Raw genomic sequence first — 24,261 nt, 5'->3', positions numbered from 1 at the left:
TATCTCACGACGTCGCATAGGACTCTCCAGTCATGCGCGTAGTGACTCTCGCTCCATTGATCGTTTCTCGTGCACCAGCAGAACAGGGAGGCTAAACCGTGACATAGCGGCTGATCTTCTTGTTGTTCATAAGCGCCTCGCGCAGCGGGTCGCGCAGCGCGAGGAAAAGCCCCGAGCGGACCGCCAGTCTCGACGCGATGTCCGCGCCACCACCCCGGTGCCCCTCCGCGGGCCTTCGCCTGCTGCCACGAATGCGCCCTGCACCTCGGCCCGCGAGCGGCCGGCCGCTATCCGTCCGGCGAACACCGCCGGGTGCGGGTCGTCGACGCGGATCGACCGGAACCATGACGCCCGCACGGTGCCCGAGATCCGGCCATAACAGCCTGTCTCGGCGTGGTTTCGGCGGAACCCCAGGTCACAAGAGGAGAACCTTCCTGAAATAACTGAATCGCTTGTCATCCATCCCGTTTCCATCCGCGTCTCACCTCCAGGAACGAGGGGACGGGGATCAGGATGAAGCGAACGGTCGCGCTCGCAGTCGCGGCGTTGGTCGTCACAGTGCCGCCGGTGGCCGCGAACGCCACGGTGAAGAAGGCCAAGGCTCCCAGCAGTTGCGAGAGCCGGACCTTCACCTCCACGTCGGGGGCGAAGTTCAACGACCCGGAGGACCCGGACGCCCAGCTGGCGATCATGGGGCCGATCATCGACTCGATCAACGGAGCCGGATGCGGGCAGACGATCCGGGTCGCCATGTACAGCATCAGTGACAGTGAGCCCGGGCCGAGCTTCGCCGACGCCCTGGTCGCGGCGCACCAGCGTGGCGTCATCGTCAAAGTTCTCATGGACAAGCACTCCGACGACGCGACGTGGCAGTCGCTGGTCGCGGAGCTGGGCAACGACCCCAAGGCGCCGAGCTTCGCCGCGCTGTGCCCGGGCGGCTGCCTGTCCCACTACTCAGGATCGTTCCTGCACGCCAAGTTCTACATGTTCAGCGGCGGCAGCGACGCGAACCGGAGCGTGACGGTCAGCAGCGCCAACCCGACCGGCTCCCAGGCCTCCACCGCCTGGAACAGCAGTGAGACCGTCAAGGGCAACGTCGCCTTCTACAACTCGTACGCGAACTACTTCACCGCGATGTCGAAGGGCGCGGTCAGCGGGTCCGGCCCGCTGTCGGCCGGCTACTACGACACGAAGAACGGGACCAGCGCACGGACGCTCTCGCCGCCCTCCTACCAGTGGCCGCGCGCGACGAGCAAGGGTGACGTCTGGCTGGGCGTGCTCAACAACGTCAAGGCACCGGCCGAGCTCAACCTCGCGATGTTCCAGTGGACCGCGCACGGTTCGCCGGGCGGCTCCCACTACCTCGAGCTTCCCAAGAAGCTGGTCAGCCTGGCCGCCACGGGCGTCAAGGTGCACATCCTGATGACCGCGGGGCAGGTCGACGACAGCGTCCAGGCGTACCTGAAGGCGCATCCGAAGAACATCGACGTGCACGACACCACCCGCGGGGTCGACGTCAACGGCAACGCCCTGCACTACACGCACGACAAGTACCTGGCGATCAGTGGAACGTACGCCGGCGTCAAGAGCTCGAAGATCGTGTTCACGGGCTCGAACAACTGGACGATCAATGCCGCGTGGCACAACGACGAGTCGGACGTGAAGCTGATCGGCGCCACCCCGTACAACGCGTTCCTGGCCGACTGGCACAACCAGTACGCCCGCTGCTGCGGCACCTCGACGCTGCAGCGCAAGGCGGAAGAACGCGCCGAGGGAACGGTACGGGAGATCCCGATCGACCCGCGCCAGGCCCTCGAGTAGGACGGCCCGCCCCCGGGGACCACGGGGGCGGCCTTGACGGCAATAGATGTCGTATAATCTAATGTTGTGTAACACGTTCTGAGGAGCTCGCCATGACAGCGCACGACCCCATCGCCGACGTGTCGGTCATCAGCACCGGCACGGTCGCCATCCACCCCGAGCACGTCGGCCCGACGCGGAAAAACCTCTACTTCTGGCTGTTCACCTCGCGCCGGTGGACCGCGCCCCTGCCCGTCAACGCGTACGTCATCGAGCACCGCGACGGTCTCGTCCTGTTCGACACCGGCCAGGACCGCGCGTCCGTGACCGACCCGCACTACTTCCCCGGCGGCCTGAACGGGCTGGTCTACTCCCGGCTCGCCCGGTTCGACATCGGCCCGGACGAGACCCTGACGGCCGGGCTGCGCGGGCTCGGCCACGCCATCGGCGACGTACGGACCGCGGTCCTGTCCCACCTGCACCAGGACCACATCGGCGGCCTGCCCGAGCTCGGCGGCGCGGAGATCATCACCAGCCGGCAGGAGTGGGACTCGCTGCGGCGGCCGATGCCCGAGGCGCGGGGGCTGATGCCGGGCCACATCGACCTGCCCCACCTGCGGTGGCGGCACGTGGAGCCGGAGGGGCTCGCCGACCCGGCGATCGCGCCGTTCGGCCACGGGCACGACCTGTTCGGCGACGGCAGCCTGGTGCTGCTGCCCACGCCCGGCCACACGCCCGGATCGCTGTCGTTGCTGGTACGGCGGCCCGGCCTCCCGCCGCTGCTCATGGTCGGCGACCTCACGTACGACGACCGGCTCCTGGCAGGCGGCAGGCTGCCGGGCGTCGGCGACAGGCGGCAGATGCGCACCGCCGCCCAGAAGGTGAACGAACTCCGCGCGAACCTGCCCGGCATGGTCGTCCTGCCCGCCCACGACCCGGGCGCCGCCGCCCGCCTGGCCGCCGCGCTCCACCCGGAGTCCCGGTCATGACCTCCCAGGAGGCGACCCGCTTCATCGACGCGCCGCCCGCCGCCATCCGAGACGCGCTGCTCGACGCGCGGGCGCTGCCGGACTGGAACCCGGCGTTCCAGTCCATCGAGGCGCCGGCCCGTGCCGCCACGGGTGCCCGGTACCCCATCGTCGTACGCGGTCTGCACGGACACTGGGAGTACACCCTCATCGCCGAGGACCGGATCGAGGCGGTCTGGCAGATCCCGGGGTTCCGGGAGACCGGCGTCTGGCGGTGGGAGGCGCGCGGGGCCGGCACCGTGGTGACCCACGCGTTCGAGCACCGCGGCGGCCTCGCGCGCGTCCTCGCCGGCGCCTATCGCGGCGTCGCCGAACTGCGCCTCGACCGCCTGACCCTGCGTACGGCCCAGTGACGCGCCGGCCTCAGGTGGCGAGGCGGGCGATGGCGGCGACCGACCCTTCCACGTCCGCCTCGGTGGTGGTGGCGTTCGACACCGAGATCCGCATGTACCGCCTCCCGCGCCAGGTCGTGCCGCCCGCCCAGCACGTCCCGTCCGCCTGCACCGCCGCCACCACCTCGTCCGTACGGGCGTCGTCCCCGAAACCGGCCAGCACCTGGTTGAGGACCACCTCGTTCGCCACCTCGAACCCGGCCGCGGTCAGGCCGTCGGCGAACCGCCGGGCCAGCGCGCAGCAGCGGTCGACCAGCTCGGCGACCCCGTCGCGGCCCAGTTCGCGCAGCCCGGTCGCCATCGCCGCCGCGTGCACGCCGGGCCGGGCGTGCACGCGGCGGCGAGTCGTAGGGGAGGTACGGCCACTTGTGACCGTCGCAGGCCCCCGAGTCGGCCGGCTCCAGGCCGCCCACGAGGTGCCGGGTCGCGGGGCTCGCCGCGACCCACACGCCGAACGCCCCGTCGACGTGCGCCCAACCACCGGTGGACCGGTTCACGCCTCGCGGAGCGGTCGCACGCACCGGTGTTCACGTTGCCGCCTGGAGGCAAACGATGGCGGGGCCGTCCAGCGCGCCGGACAGCCCGCCGGGCGTGCATATGCGGCGTCCATCTCTCAGCCGCCGCCCGCCGCCTATGCCACCGGACGAACACGACGGTGCGCAACCAACTCGGGCACGAGATGCGGACACTCCCATCGCGTTCTCAAGGTGTGATTTGGGCGATCTTGTTGGCGGTGGTCTCGGCCACCCAGAGGCTTCCCAGTGGCCCGTTGGTGATCCCGTTGGGTCCGGCGTTCGGCGTGGGCAGGGTGGTCTCGGTGATCGCACCGCTGGTGGTCGAGGTGCCGACCTTGCCGGTGGCGAACTCGGTGAACCACAGGTTGCCATCCGGCCCGGTCTTGATGCTTCTGACCTGGGCGTCGGGGCTGGGTACCGGGTACTCACTGATCGCCCCGCTGCTCGGCAGCAGAGCGCCGAGCGCGTTCCCGGCGTTCTCGGTGAACCAGACGCGGCCGTCGGGCCCAGGAGTGATCTGCCACGGACGGACGTTCGGTGTCGGGATGGAGTACTCACTGAACAGCGCGCCCGCGTTGAGCCGCCCGATCTTGTTGCCGTCCCGCTCGGTGAACCACATGAAGTTCGGGTTGGGTCCGGTGGTGATCCCGAACGGTTCTGAATGAGGCGTCGGCACGTTGTACTCAGAGTAGGACCCGAGGATCGTGAGCCTGCCGATCTTGTCGACCGCTCCCGCTTCGGAGAACCAGATCGCCCCTCCGTACAGGGCGATGTGTTGCGGCCGTGCCATCACGTTGCAGAGTGTGAATTCGTTGATGGTGCCGTCTACGGTGATGTCACCGATCTTGTTGGTGTTCGTCTCGGTGAACCAGATGTTCGCGTCGGGACCGACTACGAGCCCCTCGGCCCCGGAGGCGGGCGTCGGGATCTGGTACTCGACGAAGATCCCGTTCGGGCTCATCCGCCCGATCTTGTTCGCACCCTCCTCGGTGAACCACAGGTTCCCATCGGGGCCCTGAACAATCTGGCTCGCCCCAGAGTCTTCGGTGGGGATGGCGAATTCGGTAACGGTCGGCGCTTTCCTGGAGTGTTCCTCCGGAGCCTTGATCACAGTCTTTTGCGCGCGTTGCGACTCTATTCCCGAATGGCACTTGAGTACAGCTTCACCCGGGACGCCGGCGAGAGCATCATGTGCTGACTGCGGAAGCGATGTGACGAGCATGGCAGCCATCACCCCGGCCCGACAGTACGCCCACATTCGCTTACGGTCGACGGCACTGCCGGGTCGTCCGAGAGATTTTATGCTAGACTTCTTTTCACACATATAGGTGCACTTTCTGTGATTTCTATCATTGTCAGGCAGGGGCGACGTACCACGTGACCGGATTCAGCATATTCCGCTGCCTTGGTGACCAAGACCGAGTACGCGAAGGGACCAATAGGGGCATTCGGTAACAATCGCTGCGGGAACTTGGTCAATGCCGGCGAGCGTTCGCTCGAAAGGCGCTCCGCCGTCCCCGGTTCACCAAGGGGACAGGCGGGGCGCTTCGCTGCGCTGACGGACCCGCTATCGCTCTGACACCGACTCCGCGCCGGTCACCGTCGCAGGTTCCCACTCAGGGTGTGATTTGAGCGATCTTGTTACCGATGTTCTCGATCGCCCAGAGGCTTCCCAACGGCCCATTGGTGATTCCGATGGGTCCGGCGTTCGGCGTGGGCAGGGTGGTCTCGGTGATCGCACCGCTGGTGGTCGAGGTGCCGACCTTGCCGGTGGCGAACTCGGTGAACCACAGGTTGCCATCCGGCCCGGTCGTGATTCTTCTGACCTGGGCGTCGGGGCTGGGTACCGGGTACTCACTGATCGCCCCGCTGCTCGGCAGCAGAGCGCCGAGCGCGTTCCCGGCGTTCTCGGTGAACCAGACGCGACCGTCGGGCCCAGGAGTGATCTGCCACGGACGGACGTTCGGTGTCGGGATGGAGTACTCACTGAACAGCGCGCCCGCGTTGAGCCGCCCGATCTTGTTGCCGTTACGCTCGGTGAACCACAGGAAGTTCGGGTTGGGCCCGGTCGCGATCCCGAACGGTTCGGAGTTGGGTGTCGGGATGTTGTACTCGGCGTAGGACCCCAGGGTCGTGAGCCTGGCGATCTTGTCGACCACCCCCGCCTCGGAGAACCACAGCGCTCCTCCGTACAGAGCGATGTGCTGCGGCCGCGCTGCCACGTTGCAGAGCGAGAACTCGTTGATGGTGCCGTCTACGGTGATGTCACCGATCTTGTTGGTGTTCGTCTCGGTGAACCAGATCTTCGCGTCGGGACCGACTACGAGCCCCTCGGCCCCGGAGGCGGGCGTCGGGATCTGGTACTCGACGAAGATCCCGTTCGGGCTCATCCGCCCGATCTTGTTCGCACCCTCCTCGGTGAACCACAGGTTCCCATCGGGGCCCTGAATGATCTGGCTCGCCCCAGACGCCGCCGTCGGGATGGTGAACTCAGTGACGTTCGGTGCCTTCTTGGAGTGATTCGCCTTGACTCTCCTCGTGGTCATACGGGCGATTCGCCTCACCTGCTTGCAGTGACACGTCTTGACGGGCTTGCCCAGGCCGCGCGGAACATCAGCGGAGGCCCCGTTCGGCACCTGGGGAAGCGAGGCGACGACGACGGCCGCGACGACGACCCGACAATAGAAACGCGTTCGCCTACCAGTAGGCCAACTGTTCAAACGTCCAGAAGATTCCGGGCCGCCGAATGATTGTCTGCGCATATAGCTGTACTTTCTGTGATCTTCACCGATGCCGTGCCGGCCCTTCGTTTGAATGAACGGCAACCATCGTGTTCCCTGATTTCGGGACATCGAAAACCGTGAAAGATACAAACCAATCAAAATGCGAACCGATGAAGGCTTTTTGTCGCATGCTGGCCGGATGGCCCAGAACGTCCAGTGATCCGGCTTGCGGCGAGCCTCTGCGGGAGCGCTCAGCCCTGCCAACGACCCCCAAAAAAAACCGACTGAGCTGGACAGACCCAACCGCAATGGAACGGCAGGAAAGCCCAGGCCAGCCCCTGCACACGTCCACCGCGCCGGGAGAGACGTCCATCGCCGTGGGCTGTCTGTCGACGTACTACGCAGACGATGGGTTGATCACCAGCCCGTTTCCCCCGGGCGCACAAGGCGCCTTCATCGCGAACCGAATGCGGGCCATCGCCGAAAGACGTGCCCGCGCGAAAGCGGTCGCGCGGCAACGCTCAGTCTCCCGGTATCGCCAGATGCCGCGGGTTGGCCACGAGGAGCTTGTCCGTCACCGTGTCCCGTACGGCGGCGGTGACCTCATCGAACCGGCCGTCCAGCCGCCCGTCGCGGATCGCCAGGGCCAGGCCGGCCTCGTCGCGGCAGCCGAGTGCCTCCAGGCGGCGGCGGTGCGCCGCGCGGTGCTCGTCCCTCAGCAGCAGCTCGCGCTGGGCGATGCCGAGCACCGAGCCGGCGACCAGGGCGTGGAAGCGCAGCCGCTCGTCCTCGCTCGCCGCCACCTCGTCCGCGAGGAACGCCCGTACGGCGTCGATCAGCGTCGGCGCGTCCGGGCGGTCGTGCGGCTCGGACCGCGAGGGCGGGCGGTCCGTGAGCGGGTCCGGGACGGTCTTCGGCGAGGTCAGCCCCAGGATCAGCAGCAGGTCGTGCTCCTGCTCGCACACCCTGCGGCCCAGCGCGGCGAGCTCGATCGACGGGTCGGTGCCGGAGAGGTAGCGCTCGGCCTGGTAACGGCACAGGATGGCCCAGCGCAGTGTGCCGTACACCTCCCACCAGTGCAGCGCCTCCGGCGACGGGCGTTCGCCGCCGGCCGCGACATAGCCCTCGACCAGGTCGGCGCGGCTGCCGAAACCGCCGGCCGGGCCGGGCGCGCCGAACCTCCACGCCTTGACGCAGAGCCAGCCGAGGTCCTCGACGGGGTCGCCCCGGTGGACGAGCTCCCAGTCCAGGACGCCGCGTACGCCGTCGGGGGCGATCATGAGGTTGCCGTTGCGGAAGTCGCCGTGCACGATGGCGTCGCCGGCGGGCGGCGGGCGGTCGCGGGCGAGCCGGCGCAGGGCGATCTCGACGGCCGGGCGCGGCTCGGCGAAGGCCTCGTACATGGCGACCAGGTCCTCCAGCGGGTCGCCGGCGGGCAGGCCGGGGACCTCGCCGGGCGGGAGCGCGTGGATGCGCGCCAGGATCCCCCCGAGCGTCCGGGCCAGCCCGGGGCGCACCCCGGCGAACCGCGCGTCGCGCAGCAGCCGGCGCGGGATGGTCTCGCCGGTGAGCCGTTCCATGATGAGGTACGGGGAGCCGATCGTGCCCGTGCCGTCGCCGTGGTCGACCAGCCGGGGCACCGGCACGCCGCCGCCCGCCGCGACCGTCAGGGCCGCGGCCTCGCGCGCCATCTCCTCCGGGCGTGGCGCCGCCGGCGGGTCGCGGCGCAGGATCAGCGGCCGCCCGTCCGCGTCGAACGCCCAGGTCTCCCGGCTCGCGCCGCCCGAGAGCCGGTGCAGCCCACTCACCTCGACCGTACGGCCGAGCGCCGTCGCCAGCCGGGCCGCCAGGTGCTCGGTGAGCTCGGCCGTCACGACTGCGGCTCCTCGAGGCCGAGCGCGCGGACCGTCAGCGCGTCGAGCGTGTCCAGGAAGCGTTCGGTGTCGTCGCCCTCGCCGTGCACCAGCCGCAGGTAGAGGGAGTGGTCGACCATGGCGGCCAGCGCGCGTGCCGCCATCTCGGCGTCGAGCCCGGCGTCGACGACGCCCTCGGCCTGCCAGCGGCGGATAGCGTGGGCCGAGCGGCCGGTGAACGCGGCGCGGTGCCGGCTGCGCATCTCGCGGAACTCCTCGTTGAACGTCGCGACCTGCTCGATGATCGCCATCATCCGCGCGTTGCGGAGATACGCCTCGTAGTACGAGCGATTGGCGCGGCGTACGCGCTCCGCCGGGGAGGCGCCGCTCAGCGGAGGGCGGCCGGGCCGGGTCATGTCCGTGAAGAGCCGGTCCGCGATCGCGCGGAGCACGGCCTCCTTGGAGTCGAAGTAGGTGTAGAAGGTGCCGTACGCCACCTTGGCCCGCGCGGTGATGTGGCTGACCCGCGCGTCGAGGAAGCCGATCTCCTCGAAGACCTCGCGGGTGGCCTCGATCAGCCGTTCGCGGGTGCGTGCGCCGCGCTGCGTGAGCGTCGGCGCGCTCTCCTCCGCCACCGCGCTCACCTCCCGGGCTTGACACGCGCCCCCGATGGACAGATCATCGCGACGAGTTGACGTGACTGTCAAGTCAACTTTGCGGTTCCGTGAGAGGAGCAGGCATGACAGGGACGAACACCGAGTTCCGGCTCGGCGGGATCAACCATCTCGCGCTCGTCTGCGCGGACATGCGGCGCACGGTCGAGTTCTACTCCGGCGTGCTCGGCATGCCGCTGATCAAGACGATCGAGCTGCCGAACGGCATGGGGCAGCACTTCTTCTTCGACTGCGGCGGCGGGGACTGCGTGGCGTTCTTCTGGTTCCCCCATGCCCCGGACGGCGTGCCGGGCGTCTCCGCGCCGGCCGGCCGGCCCGAGCAGGGCGACCTCGTCAGCGCGGTCGGGTCGATGAACCACGTCGCCTTCCACGTGCCCGAGGAGCACTTCGAGGAGTACCGCACGCGGCTGGAGGCCAAGGGCGTCACCGTCAGCCCGATCCTCGACCACGACGACAGCCCGTTCGGCGTCGCCCCCGACATGAACGACGGCGTCTTCGTCCGCTCGTTCTACTTCCAGGACCCCGACGGCATCCTGCTGGAGTTCGCCTGCTGGACCAAGGGGTTCACCGAGGCCGACGTCAGCCACGCGCCGAAGACCGCGGCCGACCGGCACGCGCCCGCCCACGCCTGAGAGGACGTCAATGCCCCGCCTGCGAGAGGTCCCCCGCGCCGAGGTCACCGACGAGCGCATCCTGTTCTTCTACGACCGCCTGTTCGGGCCCGACAAGGATCCGGCCGTCGACCACGGCACCGCCACCGGCACCCCGGGCGACTGGTGGACGGTCTTCGCCCAGTCCCCCGAGGTGTTCCGCCACGCCGTGCGCGGCTTCGCCCTCTACCGCGAGGCCAAGGTCGACCCGCTGCTGCGCGAGCTCGGCCAGTGCCGCGCGGGCTGGGCGCGCGGAAGCCAGTTCGTCTTCTCCCAGCACTGCAAGCAGATGCGGGCGATGGGCGTGCCGGAGGACAAGATCCAGGCCGTCGCGTACTGGCAGACCTCCGATCACTTCACGGAGCTGGAGCGGGCGGTGCTCGCCTACACCGACGGCATCGTCCTCGACGGCGGCCGGGTGCACGACCAGGTCTTCGCCGTCCTCAAACGGCACCTCAGCGACGAGGAGATCCTGCTGCTGACCTACATCACCTGCCTGTACGAGATGCACGCGACGATGAGCAAGGTGCTGCGGCTGGAGTTCGACGACCGGGACGAGCCCATCGTCGAGGTGGCCGCGCCCGAGGGGTACGGCGGCCGGGACATCGCCGACGACCTGGGCGGTGGCCGATGACGTTCGAGGTCCCCGCCCACGTACGGCCGATCCGCGACGCCGTCCACGCGTTCATGACCGAGCGCGTCGAGCCCGCCGAGCCGGTCCTGGCCGGGGGCGACACCGAAGCGCTCCGCGAGCTCCAGCGGGAGGCCAAGAAGGCGGGCCTGTGGGCGCTGGGCCATCCGGAGGAGCTCGGCGGCGGGGGCCTGCCGTTCCTGGATTACGTGTACGTGAACGAGGTGCAGGGCCGCAGCGAGTGGGGCCAGCTCGCGCTCGGCACGTTCACGCTCCAGGACTCGCTCATGCTGAATGAGTACGCCGGCCAGGAGTGGCGGGACCGCTACCTCACGCCGATGGTCGCCGGCGAGGTCTCCCCCAGCTTCGCGATGACCGAGCCCGAGCACGCCGGGTCCGACCCGACCGGGCTCCGTACGACCGCGACGCTCGACGGCGGCGAGTGGGTGATCGAGGGGCACAAGTGGTTCACCACCGGGGCGGCCGCCGCCGCGTACACCACGGTGATGTGCCGGACCGAGCCCGAGGACACCCCGCCGCACCAGGCGTTCAGCATGATCATCGTGCCGACGGACACTCCCGGCTACCGCATCGTGCGCGAGACGCCCGTGCTCGGGCTGAACGGCGGCCACTACGAGGTCCGGTACGAGGGCGTACGGGTCCCGGAGGGCAACCTGCTGGGCCCGCGCGGTCAGGGCTTCCGCATCGCCCAGCAGCGGCTCGGACCCGGGCGGATCTTCCACTGCATGCGCTGGCTCGGCCAGGCGCAGCGGGCCTTCGACCTGCTCTGCGACCGGCTCAACGCCCGCAGCGCCTTCGGCGGGCCGCTCGCGGACAAGCAGCTGATGCAGCGGCACGTGTTCGACTCGTACGCCGAGATCCAGGCCGCGCGCCTGCTCACCCTGCAGGCCGCGGACCGCATCGACGCCGGCGACGAGGCGCGCGTGGAGATCGGCGTCATCAAGGTCGTCGGCGCGCGGATGCTGCACAACGTGGTCGACCGGGCCATCCAGGCGTACGGCGCGGCCGGGCTGACCGACGACACTCCCCTGTCGCGGATGTACCGCCACGCGCGGGAGGCGCGCCTGTACGACGGGCCGGACGAGGTCCACGTGCAGAGCGTGGCGCGCCGCGTCCTGCGGGAGTACCGGAACGGCGGAAACTGGGAGTTCGGCGTCCGATGACCGACACCTCCTCCGGACCGCTGGCCGATCTCCGCGTGGTCGAGATGGGCCAGCTCATCGCGGGCCCCTTCTGCGGGCAGCTCCTGGGCGACTTCGGCGCCGAGGTGATCAAGCTGGAGTCGCCCGGCGCCGGCGACCCGATGCGCCAGTGGGGACGCGAGAAGCCGCACGGCCGGTCCCTCTGGTGGCCGGTCATCGCGCGCAACAAGAAGTCCGTGACCTGCGACCTGCGCACCGCCGAGGGACAGGGCCTGGCCCGGCGGCTGATCGACCGCGCCGACATCGTCGTGGAGAACTTCCGCCCGGGCACGCTGGAGCGCTGGGGCCTCGGCTACGAGGAGCTGCGCAGGTCCAACCCCGGCCTGGTGCTCGTACGGGTCACCGGCTTCGGCCAGACCGGCCCGTACGCCCCGCGGGCCGGCTACGGCTCGATCGGCGAGGCGATGGGCGGCGTACGCCACGTCATCGGCGACCCCGGCAGCCCGCCGTCCCGCGCGGGGATCTCGCTGGGCGACTCGCTGGCCGCGGTGTTCGCCGCCCTCGGCACGCTCGCCGCCGTGCACGACCGGCACCGTACGGGCCGGGGGCAGGTGGTCGACTCGGCCATCTACGAGGCAGTGCTGGCGATGATGGAGTCGCTGCTGCCCGAGTGGGCGATCGCCGGCTACCAGCGCGAGCGCACCGGGCCCGTGCTGTCCAACGTCGCGCCGAGCAACGTCTATCCGACCAAGGGCGGCGAGATGGTGCTCGTGGCGGCCAACCAGGACACGGTCTTCCGCCGGCTGGCCGCCGTCATGGGCCGGCCGGAGCTGGCGGAGGACCCGCGTTACGCGACCCACGGCGCGCGCGGCCACAACATGGACGAGCTGGACGGGCTGATCGCCGGCTGGACCGCGGGGATCGGCACCGGGGAGCTGCTGGGCCGGCTGCACGACGGCGGGGTGCCGGCGGGCCGTATCTACACCGCGCGTGACATGTTCGAGGACCCGCACTTCGCGGCCCGGGAGGCGATCATCCGCCTCACCCACCCGGACTTCGGCGAGTTCCCGATGCAGGGCGCGTTCCCCCGGCTGAGCGAGACCCCGGGCACCGTACGGCATCTCGGCCCCGAACTCGGCGAGCACAACACCGACGTCTACGGCCGCCTGCTGGGCCTCACCGGCGACGAGCTCACCGCCCTGTCCGGACGCGGCGTCATCTGACGGGCGGGCGGGTGCGGAGCAGGTTGATGACCGTGACGCTCAGGACCGGTGAGCCGTCCTCGTCCAGGAGCTCGGCGAGCGTACGGACGATGCCGCGGCTCGGGTCCGAGCGTGAGGGCCGGGTCTCCAGCACGTGCACACGCAGGCTGAGCCGGTCTCCCGGGCGTACGGGCCGGAGCCAGCGGAGCTCGTCCACACCCGGGCTGCCGAGACTGGCGACCGTGGACAGGTAGTACTTGGCGAACAGCTTCATCATGAGCGCGACGGTGTGCCAGCCGCTGGCGATCAGCCCGCCGAACGGCCCGTCCTTGGCCGCCACCGGGTCGACGTGGAAGGACTGGGGGTCGTACTGGGCGGCGAACTCCACGATCTCCTCCTCGGAGATCGTGAGGCCGCCGTACTCATGGGTGGTTCCCGCCGTGTAGTCCTCGAAGTAGCGGTCCTCGACCGGGACCGTGAAACCGTCGGGGGTCATGTCCTGTCCTCCGTGAGAAGTGGCCGGTCCGCTCCCCGTACGGGGAGCGACGGCAGGAGCGAGGCCGGCAGCAGGCCGGCGATGGCGATCGCGGCGAGCACGGGCAGGGCGGTGTGCGCGCCGTCGGCCGGTGAGCCGGCCAGGCTGGTGGCGACGGCGATGCCGAGGAGCGGCCCGATGTTCATCGCGGTCTGCTTGAGCCCGCCCGCGACGCCGGCGTACCCGGGAGGCGCGTCGCCGGTGACGGTACCCGTCGCGGTGACCATCACGGCGGCGAACCCCGCGCCGAGCACGGCGAAGGCCGCGCCGGTGACCTGCCACGGGCTCGCCGGGGCGAGCCGCGACAGTGCCAGGATGGCGAGGGCGAGCAGGACCGTGCCGGCGGCCGCGACGCGGCGCGGGCCGTACCGGCGCAGGGCGAGACCGGCGGCGGGGGCGCCGGCGACCATGGCCGCGGTCATCGGCAGGACGCGCAGCCCGGTGGCGAGCGGGTCCAGGCGGAGCACGTCCTGAAAGGAGAACGTGGCCAGGAACAGCGCGCCGAACAGGCCCGCGGTGACGACCAGCAGGAGCGCCATCGACGCCGTCACCGGGACGGACCGCGCCACGACGCGCGGCACGATCGGGTACGGGCCGCGGCGTTCGTGCGCGGCCAGCGCCGCCGCGAGACCGGCGGCGGCCAGGAGCCCGAGCACCGTCGGCGCCCCGGTCCAGCCGTGCGCGGGCACGCCGGCCAGGGTGTGGACCAGCGCCGCGAGCGCGGCGGCGAGCAGGGCCGCGCCGGTCAGGTCGAGCCGCTGCGCCTCGCCGCGTGCGGGCGCCGGCGCCCGTACCGTACGGGTCAGCACGGCGATCAAGAGTGCGAGGGGGACGTTGCCCCAGAACACCGCGCGCCAGCCCAGGTGCGCGACGAGGACGCCTCCGGCGACCGGCCCGGCCCCGGAGGCGAGCCCGATCGCGGCGGCGCGGACGGCCACGGGCGTGCCCAGCCGCTCGGCGGGATAGGCCAGCCGCAGCAGAGCCAGGGTCGCCGGCTGGAGCAGCGCGCCGAACACGCCCTGCGCGACCCGCATCCCGATCACCCAGCCCACTCCGGGGGCAAGCGCCACCCCGGCCGAGGCGGCCCCGAACCCGAGCGCGCCGGCGGACAGCAGCCGCGCGTGCCCGTACCGGTCGCCGAGGCGCCCGGCGATGACGAGGAGCGCCGCCACCGCGACGAGGTAGCCCGTGCTCGTCCACTGGACCTGCGCCACGCTCGCGCCCAGGTCGCGGCCCATGCTCGGCTGCGCCACCAGCAGCACCGTGCCGTCCACCGCGACCAGCGACGCCCCGGCCACACTGGCCGCGAACGCCGGGCGCGGCCGTACGGCGGCGGTCACGGGTTCGCCGGTCCGAGGTGCGCGTCCAGCACGGCGTCGACGAGCCGGCCGACGTCGGCCGCGCCTCCGGACAGGACGAGCTGCAGGCTGCGCCAGGTCCAGAGCTGGGCGACGCCGTGCAGGTTCGACCAGAGGACGGCGGCCGTGACCTCCGGCTCGCCGGGCCGGCACTGGGCGACGAGCCCGACGATGCCCTCGAACAGCGGGAGCGTCGACTCGCGCAGCCGGGGTCCGTCCGATGCGTCCTGCCGCTCGCTGTCGAGCAGGTCGTGCCGGAACATCAGCTCGAACATGCCACGGCGCTCCAGCGCGTACGCGACGTACGCCCCGGCGAGGGCGCGCAGCCGATCCCGCGGCGCCGTCACCCCGGCGATGGCGCCGGCGAACCGGGCGCCGAGGTCGTCGAAACCGCGCCGCGCGATGGCGGAGAGCAGCGCGTGGTAGGTCGGGAAGTAGCGGCGGGGCGCTCCGTGGGAGACGCCCGCGCGGCGGGCGATCTCGCGCAACCCCAGCGCGGCCGTGCCCTCGGTGGCGACCAGCTCCGCACCCACGTCGATCAGCCGCTCCCGAAGGGAGCCCTCCTCGCGCATGGACAGTGTCTACCAGAGGGCCGTAGACAGTGTCTACGGCTTTCTGTGGCCGACGAAGCGCTCGACGTAGGCGTTGGTGAACGTGCCGGCCGGGTCGTAGTGGCGCATCAGCGCGCGGAAGTCGTCCATCCGCGGGTAGCGGTCCGCCGCCGTGGCGGTGAACAGCTTCCCCCAGTGCGGGCGCGGGTCGTACGGGGCGAGGAGCTCCTCCAGCAGCGCGATCACCGGAAGGACGGCGTCCATGTCCTTGACCCAGGTGAAGTGGATGCCGACGGTGTCGCGGCCGTACGCGGGGCTCAGCCACAGGCCGTCCCCCGTCATCGTGCGGATCTCGGTGGCCTGCAGGACGGGCGCCACCCGGTCGCGCACCGCGTCGACCGTACGGAGCGCCGCGACGGCGTGGTGCCGGGGCACGAGGAACTCCGTCTGCAGCTCGACCCCCGTGCTGGGCGTCGCCTCGGGCCGGAAGTGCGGCAGCCGCTCGTGCCAGGGGCCGGGAACGCCGAGTTGCTCGGTGCCACCGTCCCCGCCGAACGGCACCTGCCGCTCGGCCGGGATCACGGAGAACCAGTCCTCGCCGACCGGCGGCGACCCGGCCTGGTCGTCCCGCCGTTTGGTCAAGACCAGCTCGAACACGGGGTCGCGCCAGAGGGTGAAGAGGCTGACGCTGTACGCCGCGGAGAAGATCTCGTCGAAGTGCCCGTCGATGGCCTCGAAGGGGAGCATGAAGTGGACGTACTGCCTGGAACGTGACGCTTCCCGCCCAGTTGGCCAGTTCGCCGGGCATGGCCACCTCGCGCTCGTCCATGGCTCAGAGATCATCAATTTATCCCGTTGAATCCGGGTTTTCCGGCGGTCCGTACGCTCGGAGGCGTGATGGTACGGACCGGCCGTGGACGCGTGCGCGGCCTTGATCGAGACGGCGTCGTCGCGTACAAGGGCATCCCGTACGCCGCGCCACCCGAGGGCCCGCTGCGGTTCCGGCCGCCCGCGCCGCCGGCCGCCTGGGACGGAGTGCGCGACTGCACGGCGTTCGGGCCGGCCGCGCCGCAGCTCCCGCCCCGGCCGGGGGTGCCGCCGGTGTGGCGGCGGAGTCCGGGCTGGACTGCCTGTCGCTCAACGTCTGGAGTCCCGGCGGGGGCGGGCTGCCCGTCCTGGTGTGAATCCACGGCGGCCTGTGGAAGTACGGCGCGCCGGGCATGCCGCAGTACGACGCCACGACGCTGGCCCGCTCCGGGGTGGTCGTGGTCAGCCTCGGCTACCGGCTCGGCTTCGAGGGCTTCGGGCATCTTCCGGGCGTCCCGGACAACCGCGGCCTGCTCGACCAGCTCACGGCGCTGGAGTGGGTGCGGCGGAACATCGCGGAGTTCGGCGGCGACCCGGGCAACGTGACGGTGTTCGGCCAGTCCGCGGGGGCGGCCTCGATCGCGTACCTCGCCGGGGCCCCGGCCGCCGAAGGGCTGTTCCGGCGGGCGATCCTGCAGAGCGTGCCGGCCGGGCACCGCGACGCCGCCGAGGACGGGGCGGTCACCGCGACGGTGGCGGCGGCCGCCGGCGTACCGGCCACCGTGGACGGCATGGCCGCGCTGCCGCCCGAGGCGATCCTGGCGGTCCAGGACGCGCCGCTGACCGGCCGCGACGCGGGCCTGACCGCGTTCGGCCCCGTCGTCGACGGCGACCTGGTGACGGGCCCGCCGTGGGCGGTGGCCGGACGTGAGGACACCGATCTGATCTGCGGTTTCACCCACGACGAGTTCGAGGGCCTCGGCGGGCCCGCTCCGCCGGGAGCCGCCCTGGAGGCGGTCGCCGCGTCATTCGGGCTCGGCGGCGACGCCTACCGCCGGGCCTACCCCGGCCGTACCGACACCGGCCTCGTCAGCGTGCTGCTGTCCGACGCTCTTATGCGGATGCCGAGCATCCGGGTCGCCGAGGCGCACGCACGCCGGGGCGGCCGGACCTGGATGTATGACTTCGCCTGGCGGAGCCCGGCGGCCGGCCACGGCATCGACGTCCCGTTCGTCTTCGGCAACGGCGACGGCCGGTACGCCGCGCGCTTCCTCGGCTCACCGCCGCACCCCGGCTTCGGCCCGCTGTCGGAGCGGATGCGCGCCGCCTGGACCGGCTTCGCCGCCACGGGCGACCCGGGCTGGCCCACCTTCGACCTCGACCGCCGCCGTACGCGGATCTGGGACACGCCCCCCACGGACGCGGACGATCCCATCGCCGCCTCCCGCCGCCTCTGGGCCGAACTGACCTGCGGCGATGGAAACAATGGGTAAGTGGTCACTTTTATCGGTGTCGCACGGTGCGGAAAAGCGCTCGCGCCATTGCTACGCTGCCGGTCGTGGGACGCCATGCTTTAGGCCCGGCACCTCCGGCTCGCCGTCGGGCGAGGGCGGTGAGACTCGCCGCTGTGACGGCCGCCGCGTGCCTCCTCGCCGCTGTCCTGTACGTGCTCCTCTCCGAGCGCGGCTCCGGATCCGCGGCGGGCCGGCCGCCGCCTCCGCCCGCTCTCCTCATCCGGGTGACCGGGACACGGTGCCTCGTCTTCGTCCGCCGGCCGGGCGGTGACGTACTGGTCAACACGACGCTGACCAGTGGGCAGTCCGTGCGTTTCGACGGGCCGCCGTTCGACGTGGTGCTCGGCGACGCGTCGGCGGCGACGGTCTACGTACGCGGCGTGCCGCGGCCGGCCGGGCCGACGACGTTCACCGTCTTCTGACGGCCGCTCATCCGGTGGGCAAGAGGCGCCCGCCATTCGCGTGGAAGAAAAGATCCCCCTTCACGGCTGGGGAAATAGATTATTGCCGGTACACCCCCCTGCTATTTCCGCGACGGAGATAGTACGGTTCCTTGCCTACCACCGGACAACGGAGTGGGGCGCATGCCTGGCATCGGTATCCGACCCGGAGACACGCTTTCTCGCGCACGCCTGGCCGCGGCCGTCGCGACGGTCGCCGTCGCCGGTCTGCTCTCCTCGTGCTCGGCGAGCTCCTCCAGCGGCGGCTGCCTCGAGATCCGGGTGGCCGTGACCCCCGAGCTCGAACCCGTCGTGGCACGGCAGGCCGCCGGGTTCGACCGCAAGGTGGACGGGCGCTGCGTCTCGGTCCGGGTGCGGAGCCTCGCGCCCTCCCACGGAGCGGCGGTGCTGACCGGGCAGGAGCTCGACCAGGATCCGAGCCGGCCCGACGCGTGGGTCCCGGACTCCTCCCTCTGGATCCCCGTGGCCCGCGCCACCACCCTCGGCGCGACGAACGTCGCCGCGTCGGGACCGTCGCTGGCCTCGTCCCCGCTGGTCTTCGCGCTGTCGGCGAAGGTCGCCGCGAAGATGCCGGCGGACCGGCCCCGGCCCTCGTGGAAGGAACTGCTGGTCCAGAAGGTCGGCGACGAGGGCGGCACCGCCCCGTCCGGCAAGCCGGCGTTCGAACTCGCCGATCCGGCCACCACGACCGCCGGGCTGGGCACGCTGCTCGCCATGCACCGGAACGCCCCGCACGGCGCGAGCGGGCTGGCCCCGTTCGCCGTCTCCCTGTACGGCTTCGAGTTCCGCACGACGCCCGACGTCAGCACACTCGTGTCCCACATCGCCGACGCGAGCAAGCCGGTCACCGGCATCGTCCCCGAGCAGGCGGTCTGGGCCCAGAACTCCGCCGACCCCGACGCCGCCCTCGTCGCGCTGCCCCCGGCCGAGGGCAGCATCTACCTGGACTACCCGTACGTCACCACGACCAAGGACCACCAGCGCGCCGACGCCGTCGCCGCGTTCGGCCGGACCCTCCGCTCGCCGGCGACGCGCGACGCGGTCGACGCCGCGGGGTTCCGCGCGCCGGACCACGAGGCCGGCGACGGACTGTGGCGCGCGGTCCCGGGCGGTGTGGAGCCCGACACCCTCACCCCGCCCAGCACGGCCGTCACCGCCCAGATCCGGCGGATGTGGAGCCGGATCGCGCTCGGCAGCCAGTTGCTCGTCCTGCTCGACGTCTCCCCCTCGATGGGCGATTCGGTGCCCGGTACGGACCTGACCCGGCTCGGCGCGATCACCAAGGTCGCCGCCCAGGGGCTGCGGCTGTTCGGGCCGACCACCGAGAACGGCCTGTGGATGTTCGCCACCAAGCTGGACGGCGACCGCGACTACAAGGAGGCCGTGCCGCTGGCCCGGCTGGACTCCACGCACGACGGCAAGACCCAGCGGGAGCGCCTGGAGGAGGCGTACGCCGGCGCACAGCCGAAGCCGCACACCCGTACGGGGCTGTACGACTCGATCCTCGCCTCGTATGAGTACATGCAGAAGAAGTACGCGCCCAACCGCAACAACCTCGTCGTGGTCTTCACCGACGGCAAGGACCACGACCCCGGCGCCGGGATCTCACTCGACACGCTCCTGGACCGGATCCGCCAGGAGAGCGACTCCATGCGGCCGGTGGCGATCATCCCCATCGCCTTCGGCAAGGACATCGACCCCACGGCGCTGAACAAGATCGCCGACCTCACCGGCAGCGAGGCGTTCGTGACGCTGAACCCGGACCAGATCCAGCAGGTCTTCCTGAAGATGCTGATCCGCCTCACCTGCGACCCCGAGTGCCCGGTGCCCTGACGTCACCTCATCACCGGAACACTTCCGAGTCGCCCGCCATGACGATCGACCGCACCGCGAGGGCCATCCCGGGCTTGCCGGCGGCGTGGCGGACGAAGCCGTGCATCCAGGCCAGGAGCGCCTCGGTCTGACGCCGATCTGACCACCGGGCAAGGTCGCCGGAAAATGATCGGGCCATGACTCGGTTCTGTCAATACCCTTATCGCGAAACACCACACGCTACCGCGACATGGTGCAGTTGAAGGATTTTGCAAGACCAATGTCCGACATTGGGCGAGGCCGTATCCGGACGCGATCAATGTCAGAAATCTGAGTCAAGATCAGCATGTTCAGAACCCGCACCCCGGGTTCCGTCCGGCCCCCGCCAGGAGAGACGTACATGCCCGATCTTCCCATTCAGCGGCGTGTCCCACGCCCGTCACGCCCGCCCGCGGTGCTGGCCAGGCTCGCGGGCGCGCGCGTCGGCGCACTGATCCTCGCGCTCGCCGTCACCACCCTCACCCTGATCGCCGCGCCCTCGGCCAACGCCGCTCCGGCCAAGCCCGCGGTCCCCCAGGCCAAGGCCGCGAGTCCGACGGCGCAGGGCCGGCATCCGACCAGCCGCGTGTGCCGTACCCTCGGCCGCGCCGGCGAGATGACCTGCCTCTCCATGGTCCGCGACGACGTCGTCGGGCCGAAGGGCGTGCAGGCGAACGACGCGCCGGCCGGCTTCGGGCCCGCCGACCTGCTGGACGCGTACGACCTGCCCTCGGCGGGATCGACCGAGACGGTCGCGATCGTCGACGCGTTCGACAACCCGAACGCCGAGGCGGACCTGGGCGTCTACCGCCAGCAGTTCGGGCTGCCGGCCTGCACGACGGCCAACGGCTGCTTCAAGAAGATCGACCAGCGCGGCGGCACGAGCTATCCGCCGCCGGACTCCGGCTGGGCCGGTGAGATCGCGCTGGACATCGACATGGTCAGCGCCGTCTGCCCGACCTGCAAGATCCTCCTGGTCGAGGCCGACGACAACTTCATGGACAACCTGGGCACGGCCGTCAACCAGGCGGTCGGCCAGGGGGCCAAGTTCGTCTCCAACAGCTACGGCGGCGGCGAGGGCTCCGACGAGAGCCAGGCCGACGACGCGTACTTCCACCACGACGGCGTCGCCATCACCGCGAGCAGCGGCGACGACGGCTACGGGGCGAGCTACCCGGCCGCCTCCCCGTTCGTCACCTCGGTCGGCGGCACGTCGCTGGCCAAGGACACCGGCGCCTCGCGCGGCTGGACCGAGAGCACGTGGGACGGCGCGGGCAGCGGCTGCTCCGCGTACGAGACCAAGCCCTCGTTCCAGAAGGACACCGGCTGCGCCCGCCGTACGATCGCCGACGTCTCCGCGGTGGCCGACCCGAACACCGGCGTCGCGGTCTACAACGGCGGCTGGCACGTCTACGGCGGCACGAGCGTGTCCGCGCCGATCATCGCGTCGGTGTACGCCCTCGGCGGCGCGCCCGCGGCGGGCTCGGCGCCGAACTCCTTCCCGTACGACCACCCGGACGCCCTCAACGACGTGACCAGCGGGAGCAACGGGAGCTGCAGCCCGGCGTATCTGTGCACCGCGGGCGCCGGCTACGACGGGCCCACCGGGCTCGGCACCCCGAACGGCGTCGAGGCGTTCCGCTCCGGGCCGCACGGCGTGATCGCCGGCACCGTCACGGACGGCACCGTACCGCTGGCGTCCGCGCAGGTGAAGGCGGGTGACGTCACGGCCACGACGGACGGCCAGGGGCACTACAGCCTCAGCGTTCCGCCGGGGACCTACGACGTGTCCGCGAGCAAGTTCGGCTACACCGGCGCGACCGCCCAGGACGTGGTGGTCGCCGACGGCCAGACCGTCACCGAGAACCTCGCGCTGACCGCCAAGGCGCAGGTCGACGTCTCCGGGCTCGTACGCGACGGGTCGGGCCACGGCTGGCCGGTCTATGCGACCGTACGGGTCAAGGACCAGCCCACCGCGGTCGCCTACACCGACCCGAGGACCGGGCGGTACACCCTCAGCCTGCCGGCCGACGACACGTACACCCTGCAGGTGGACCCGCTGTACCCGGGCTACACGCAGGACTCGCACGACGTGACCGTGACCTCCTCCGACGTGGTCCACGACGTCAACGTCTCGGTGGACCAGACCACCTGCAGCGCGGCGGGCTACGGCTACCACTACGCGGGCGCCACGCAGCCGTTCGACGCCGCGACCGCGCCGGCGGGCTGGACCGTCGACGACAAGGTCGGCAAGGGCCAGACCTGGGTGTTCAACGACCCGGGCGGCCGCGGCAACAAGACCGGTGGAACCGGCGGTTTCGCCATCATCGACAGTGACCACTACGGCTCGGGCAACACCCAGGACAGCACGTTGTTCAGCCCGGTCACCGACTTCAGCGCGCGTACCCACCCGATCCTGACGTTCGACTACGACTGGTACGGCTATACCGGCCAGGCCGGCGACCTCGACCTGAGCGTCGACGGCGGAACGACGTGGAGCAACCTGAAGCACTACACGGCCAGCGAGCGCGGGCCGCGTACGGAGACCCTGGACCTGTCCGCGGCGGCCGGCAAGAGCGCCGTGCAGGTGAGGTTCCACTTCACCGGCAAGTTCGGCTACTACTGGCAGGTCGACGACGTCTTCCTCGGCGACCGTACCTGCGACCCGACCACGGGCGGCCTGGTCGTCGGCCAGGTGACCGACAAGAACACCGGCGCCGGCGTCAACGGCGCGACGGTCACCTCGGTGGACCGGCCGGCCGAGCACGCGACCTCGGCGGCGACGCCGGACGACCCGAACCTCGGCGACGGTTTCTACTGGCTGTTCTCCTCGGTCACCGGCAACCACAAGTTCACCGCCACGGCGGGGAACTACGACGCGGGTGACGTCACGGTCAAGGTCGCCGCCAACTGGGCGACCGCGGCCGACGTCGCGCTGGGGGCGCCGCGGATCGCGGTCACCCCGGCCACGATCAGCAAGACGGTCGGCTGGCAGAAGTCGGCCACCGCCGCGGTGACCCTGAAGAACACCGGCACGTCACCCGTGACCGCGAAGATCGGCGAGCAACCGGGCGGCAACACGACCGCCGCGGCCGGCGCGCCGCTCCAGCGGGTGAAGGGCGACTTCTCGAGCGGACGCCTCCAGCACGGCAAGGCGTCGGGCGCGAAGGCCGGCGTGACGCCGTCCGCTCCGCCGTGGACGGCCATCGCCGACTACGCCTCGCCGGTCATGGACAACGGCGCGGTGGCGCTGAACGGCAAGGTCTACTCGGTGGCCGGCGTCGACGGCGCGAGCGTGCTGAAGACGGCGTACGCCTACGATCCGGGCACGCAGGCCTGGACCGCCATCGCCCCGCTCAGCGGCGGCCGTGAGGCACCCCAGACGACGGCCACCGGCGGGAAGCTGTACGTCACCGGCGGCTGGGGCGACAGCGGCGACCCGGTGGCCAAGACGGAGATCTTCGATCCGTCCACGGGCGCCTGGACCCTCGGCGCGAACAACCCGAAGCCGTACGCCGGCTCCGGCGCGGCCGTGCTCGACGGCAAGATCTACGTCGTCGGCGGCTGTCTCGACGAGTGCGGCGCGACGGACGTCCAGGTCTACGACCCGGCGGCCGACTCGTGGAGCGCAGGGCCCGCCTACCCGGAGTCCACCTCGTGGCTCGGCTGCGCGGGCATCGACGGAAAGGTCTACTGCGCGGGCGGCTCGGCGGACTCGAGCAGCAAGCACGGCTACGCCCTCGACCCCGCCTCGGGTACCTGGTCGCCCATCGCCGACCTGCCGATCGACCTGTGGGCGATGGGCTACTCGGGAGTCAACGGGAAGCTGATCGTCTCCGGCGGCGTCACCAACGGCACGAGCACGATCACCAACCAGGGCTTCGCCTACGACCCGGCGGCGAACTCCTGGACGGCCCTGCCGAACTCCAACAACGCCCTCTACCGCGGCGCGGCGGCCTGTGGCTTCTACAAGATCGGAGGCTCGCTGGGCCAGTTCAACGCGGTGAAGAGCGACGAGGTGCTGCCGGGGTATGACCAGTGCTCCGCCACCGCCGACGTGCCCTGGCTGTCGGAGGACAAGACCGAGGTGACGATCCAGCCCGGCAAGAGCGCCAAGGTCACCGTGACCCTGGACGCGAACGTCGCGGCCATCACCCAGCCGGGAACGTTCACCGCCCAACTCACGATCAGCGCGAAGACGCCGTACACGATCACCCCGGTGGACGTGGCGATGACGGTGAACCCGCCGAACACGTGGGGCAAGATCACCGGAACCCTGACCGGCGCGGGCTGCACGGGAACCCCCGCAGCACTCACCGGGGCGACGGTCCAGATCGACTCGTGGGCGGCGTCGTACACGCTCAAGACCGACAAGAACGGTCAGTACGCGCTGTGGCTGGACGTCCGCAACAACCCGCTCACACTGATCGTGGCCAAGGACGGATGGGCACCGCAGACCAGGAACGTCAAAATCACCAAACTGACCTCGACCACGGCCGACTTCACTCTCAAACCGGACCACACCTGTAGCTGATTCACCGAGCGATGCGGGC

Annotated in this window: 21 protein-coding genes and 1 pseudogene; 12 read left to right on the top strand and 10 right to left on the bottom strand. The window is 70.9% G+C overall.

Translation table 11 applies throughout. The features are described from left to right. The first annotated feature begins 513 nt into the window (after positions 1-513). From QWU11_RS17350 to QWU11_RS17340, 3 genes are all read left to right on the top strand, one after another. On the top strand, positions 514-1,821 hold the full coding sequence (locus tag QWU11_RS17350; protein WP_290110644.1) for a phospholipase D-like domain-containing protein: 1,308 nt from the start codon (positions 514-516) through the stop codon (positions 1,819-1,821). 92 nt (positions 1,822-1,913) lie between these two features. Then, entirely contained in the window at positions 1,914-2,789 is an 876-nt protein-coding gene (locus QWU11_RS17345; protein ID WP_290110642.1) for an N-acyl homoserine lactonase family protein, read from the top strand. Beyond that, complete coding sequence (locus tag QWU11_RS17340; RefSeq protein ID WP_290110640.1) at positions 2,786-3,181, top strand: SRPBCC family protein; 396 nt, start codon at positions 2,786-2,788, stop codon at positions 3,179-3,181. The genes QWU11_RS17345 and QWU11_RS17340 overlap by 4 nt, the downstream gene beginning before the upstream one ends. A 10-nt stretch (positions 3,182-3,191) precedes the next feature. Here QWU11_RS17340 and QWU11_RS17335 read toward each other — a convergent pair whose 3' ends face one another. The 5 genes from QWU11_RS17335 to QWU11_RS17315 form a co-directional block, all read right to left on the bottom strand. Beyond that, positions 3,192-3,554, bottom strand: a complete 363-nt coding sequence (locus QWU11_RS17335) for a hypothetical protein (protein ID WP_290110638.1) — start codon at positions 3,552-3,554, stop codon at positions 3,192-3,194. A gap of 368 nt (positions 3,555-3,922) precedes the next feature. Continuing rightward, the gene (locus QWU11_RS17330) at positions 3,923-4,957 is read right to left on the bottom strand and encodes a hypothetical protein (RefSeq protein WP_290110636.1); all 1,035 of its coding nucleotides are present in this window, start codon (positions 4,955-4,957) and stop codon (positions 3,923-3,925) included. 394 nt (positions 4,958-5,351) lie between these two features. Next, entirely contained in the window at positions 5,352-6,560 is a 1,209-nt protein-coding gene (locus QWU11_RS17325; RefSeq protein ID WP_290110634.1) for a hypothetical protein, read from the bottom strand. Between the two features lie 419 nt (positions 6,561-6,979). Beyond that, positions 6,980-8,332 (bottom strand): phosphotransferase family protein, encoded by a 1,353-nt coding sequence (locus tag QWU11_RS17320; protein ID WP_290110633.1) that lies wholly within the window; start codon positions 8,330-8,332, stop codon positions 6,980-6,982. Further along, positions 8,329-8,946, bottom strand: coding sequence for a TetR/AcrR family transcriptional regulator (locus QWU11_RS17315; protein WP_290110629.1), 618 nt, complete (start codon positions 8,944-8,946; stop codon positions 8,329-8,331). The genes QWU11_RS17320 and QWU11_RS17315 overlap by 4 nt, the downstream gene beginning before the upstream one ends. Positions 8,947-9,050: 104 nt before the next feature. Between QWU11_RS17315 and QWU11_RS17310 the strand changes: the two genes are divergently transcribed. The 4 genes from QWU11_RS17310 to QWU11_RS17295 are packed head-to-tail and all read left to right on the top strand — an operon-like array spanning position 9,051 to position 12,652. After that, positions 9,051-9,617, top strand: a complete 567-nt coding sequence (locus tag QWU11_RS17310; protein ID WP_290110627.1) for a VOC family protein — start codon at positions 9,051-9,053, stop codon at positions 9,615-9,617. Between the two features lie 10 nt (positions 9,618-9,627). Further along, positions 9,628-10,269 (top strand): carboxymuconolactone decarboxylase family protein, encoded by a 642-nt coding sequence (locus tag QWU11_RS17305; RefSeq protein WP_290110625.1) that lies wholly within the window; start codon positions 9,628-9,630, stop codon positions 10,267-10,269. Further along, entirely contained in the window at positions 10,266-11,450 is a 1,185-nt protein-coding gene (locus tag QWU11_RS17300) for an acyl-CoA dehydrogenase family protein (protein WP_290110623.1), read from the top strand. The genes QWU11_RS17305 and QWU11_RS17300 overlap by 4 nt, the downstream gene beginning before the upstream one ends. Further along, positions 11,447-12,652 carry a CoA transferase gene (locus QWU11_RS17295; RefSeq protein WP_290110581.1) on the top strand — a complete coding sequence of 402 codons (1,206 nt, stop codon included), beginning with the start codon at positions 11,447-11,449 and terminating at the stop codon, positions 12,650-12,652. The genes QWU11_RS17300 and QWU11_RS17295 overlap by 4 nt, the downstream gene beginning before the upstream one ends. Here QWU11_RS17295 and QWU11_RS17290 read toward each other — a convergent pair. Genes QWU11_RS17290 through QWU11_RS17275 form a run of 4 tightly spaced genes read right to left on the bottom strand, consistent with a single transcriptional unit; the run spans position 12,645 to position 15,822 of the window. Further along, entirely contained in the window at positions 12,645-13,127 is a 483-nt protein-coding gene (locus QWU11_RS17290) for a MaoC family dehydratase (protein ID WP_290110547.1), read from the bottom strand. The two genes, QWU11_RS17295 and QWU11_RS17290, sit on opposite strands and share 8 nt — an antisense overlap. Further along, entirely contained in the window at positions 13,124-14,506 is a 1,383-nt protein-coding gene (locus QWU11_RS17285) for an MFS transporter (RefSeq protein WP_290110530.1), read from the bottom strand. The genes QWU11_RS17290 and QWU11_RS17285 overlap by 4 nt, the downstream gene beginning before the upstream one ends. Then, entirely contained in the window at positions 14,503-15,096 is a 594-nt protein-coding gene (locus tag QWU11_RS17280) for a TetR/AcrR family transcriptional regulator (RefSeq protein ID WP_290110520.1), read from the bottom strand. The genes QWU11_RS17285 and QWU11_RS17280 overlap by 4 nt, the downstream gene beginning before the upstream one ends. 33 nt (positions 15,097-15,129) lie before the next feature. Then, positions 15,130-15,822: a D-arabinono-1,4-lactone oxidase gene (locus QWU11_RS17275; protein ID WP_290110496.1), complete on the bottom strand. Its 693-nt coding sequence runs from the start codon at positions 15,820-15,822 to the stop codon at positions 15,130-15,132. A gap of 150 nt (positions 15,823-15,972) precedes the next feature. Here QWU11_RS17275 and QWU11_RS17270 point away from each other — a divergent pair. From QWU11_RS17270 to QWU11_RS17255, 4 genes and pseudogenes are all read left to right on the top strand, one after another. Then, a pseudogene (locus QWU11_RS17270) lies at positions 15,973-16,092 on the top strand (carboxylesterase family protein); the annotation flags it as partial. 203 nt (positions 16,093-16,295) lie between these two features. Continuing rightward, positions 16,296-17,375, top strand: a complete 1,080-nt coding sequence (locus QWU11_RS17265; RefSeq protein WP_290110488.1) for a carboxylesterase family protein — start codon at positions 16,296-16,298, stop codon at positions 17,373-17,375. 119 nt (positions 17,376-17,494) lie between these two features. Next, positions 17,495-17,818, top strand: coding sequence for a RodZ domain-containing protein (locus QWU11_RS17260; RefSeq protein WP_290110486.1), 324 nt, complete (start codon positions 17,495-17,497; stop codon positions 17,816-17,818). A 162-nt stretch (positions 17,819-17,980) separates the two neighbouring features. Beyond that, positions 17,981-19,690 (top strand): substrate-binding domain-containing protein, encoded by a 1,710-nt coding sequence (locus QWU11_RS17255; protein ID WP_290110453.1) that lies wholly within the window; start codon positions 17,981-17,983, stop codon positions 19,688-19,690. Positions 19,691-19,700: 10 nt separating this feature from the next. On the opposite strand, the gene QWU11_RS17250 is transcribed toward QWU11_RS17255, so the two are convergent. Further along, complete coding sequence (locus tag QWU11_RS17250; protein ID WP_290110450.1) at positions 19,701-19,868, bottom strand: hypothetical protein; 168 nt, start codon at positions 19,866-19,868, stop codon at positions 19,701-19,703. A gap of 201 nt (positions 19,869-20,069) precedes the next feature. Here QWU11_RS17250 and QWU11_RS17245 point away from each other — a divergent pair, with 201 nt between their 5' ends. Continuing rightward, entirely contained in the window at positions 20,070-24,242 is a 4,173-nt protein-coding gene (locus QWU11_RS17245; protein WP_290110423.1) for a carboxypeptidase regulatory-like domain-containing protein, read from the top strand. The last annotated feature ends 19 nt before the right edge of the window (positions 24,243-24,261 follow it).

Source organism: Actinomadura sp. DC4, assembly GCF_030406325.1.
GTDB lineage: Bacteria > Actinomycetota > Actinomycetes > Streptosporangiales > Streptosporangiaceae > Actinoallomurus.
The sequence above is the reverse complement of the archived record's forward strand: the minus strand, read 5'-3'. Positions and strand labels throughout refer to the sequence as shown.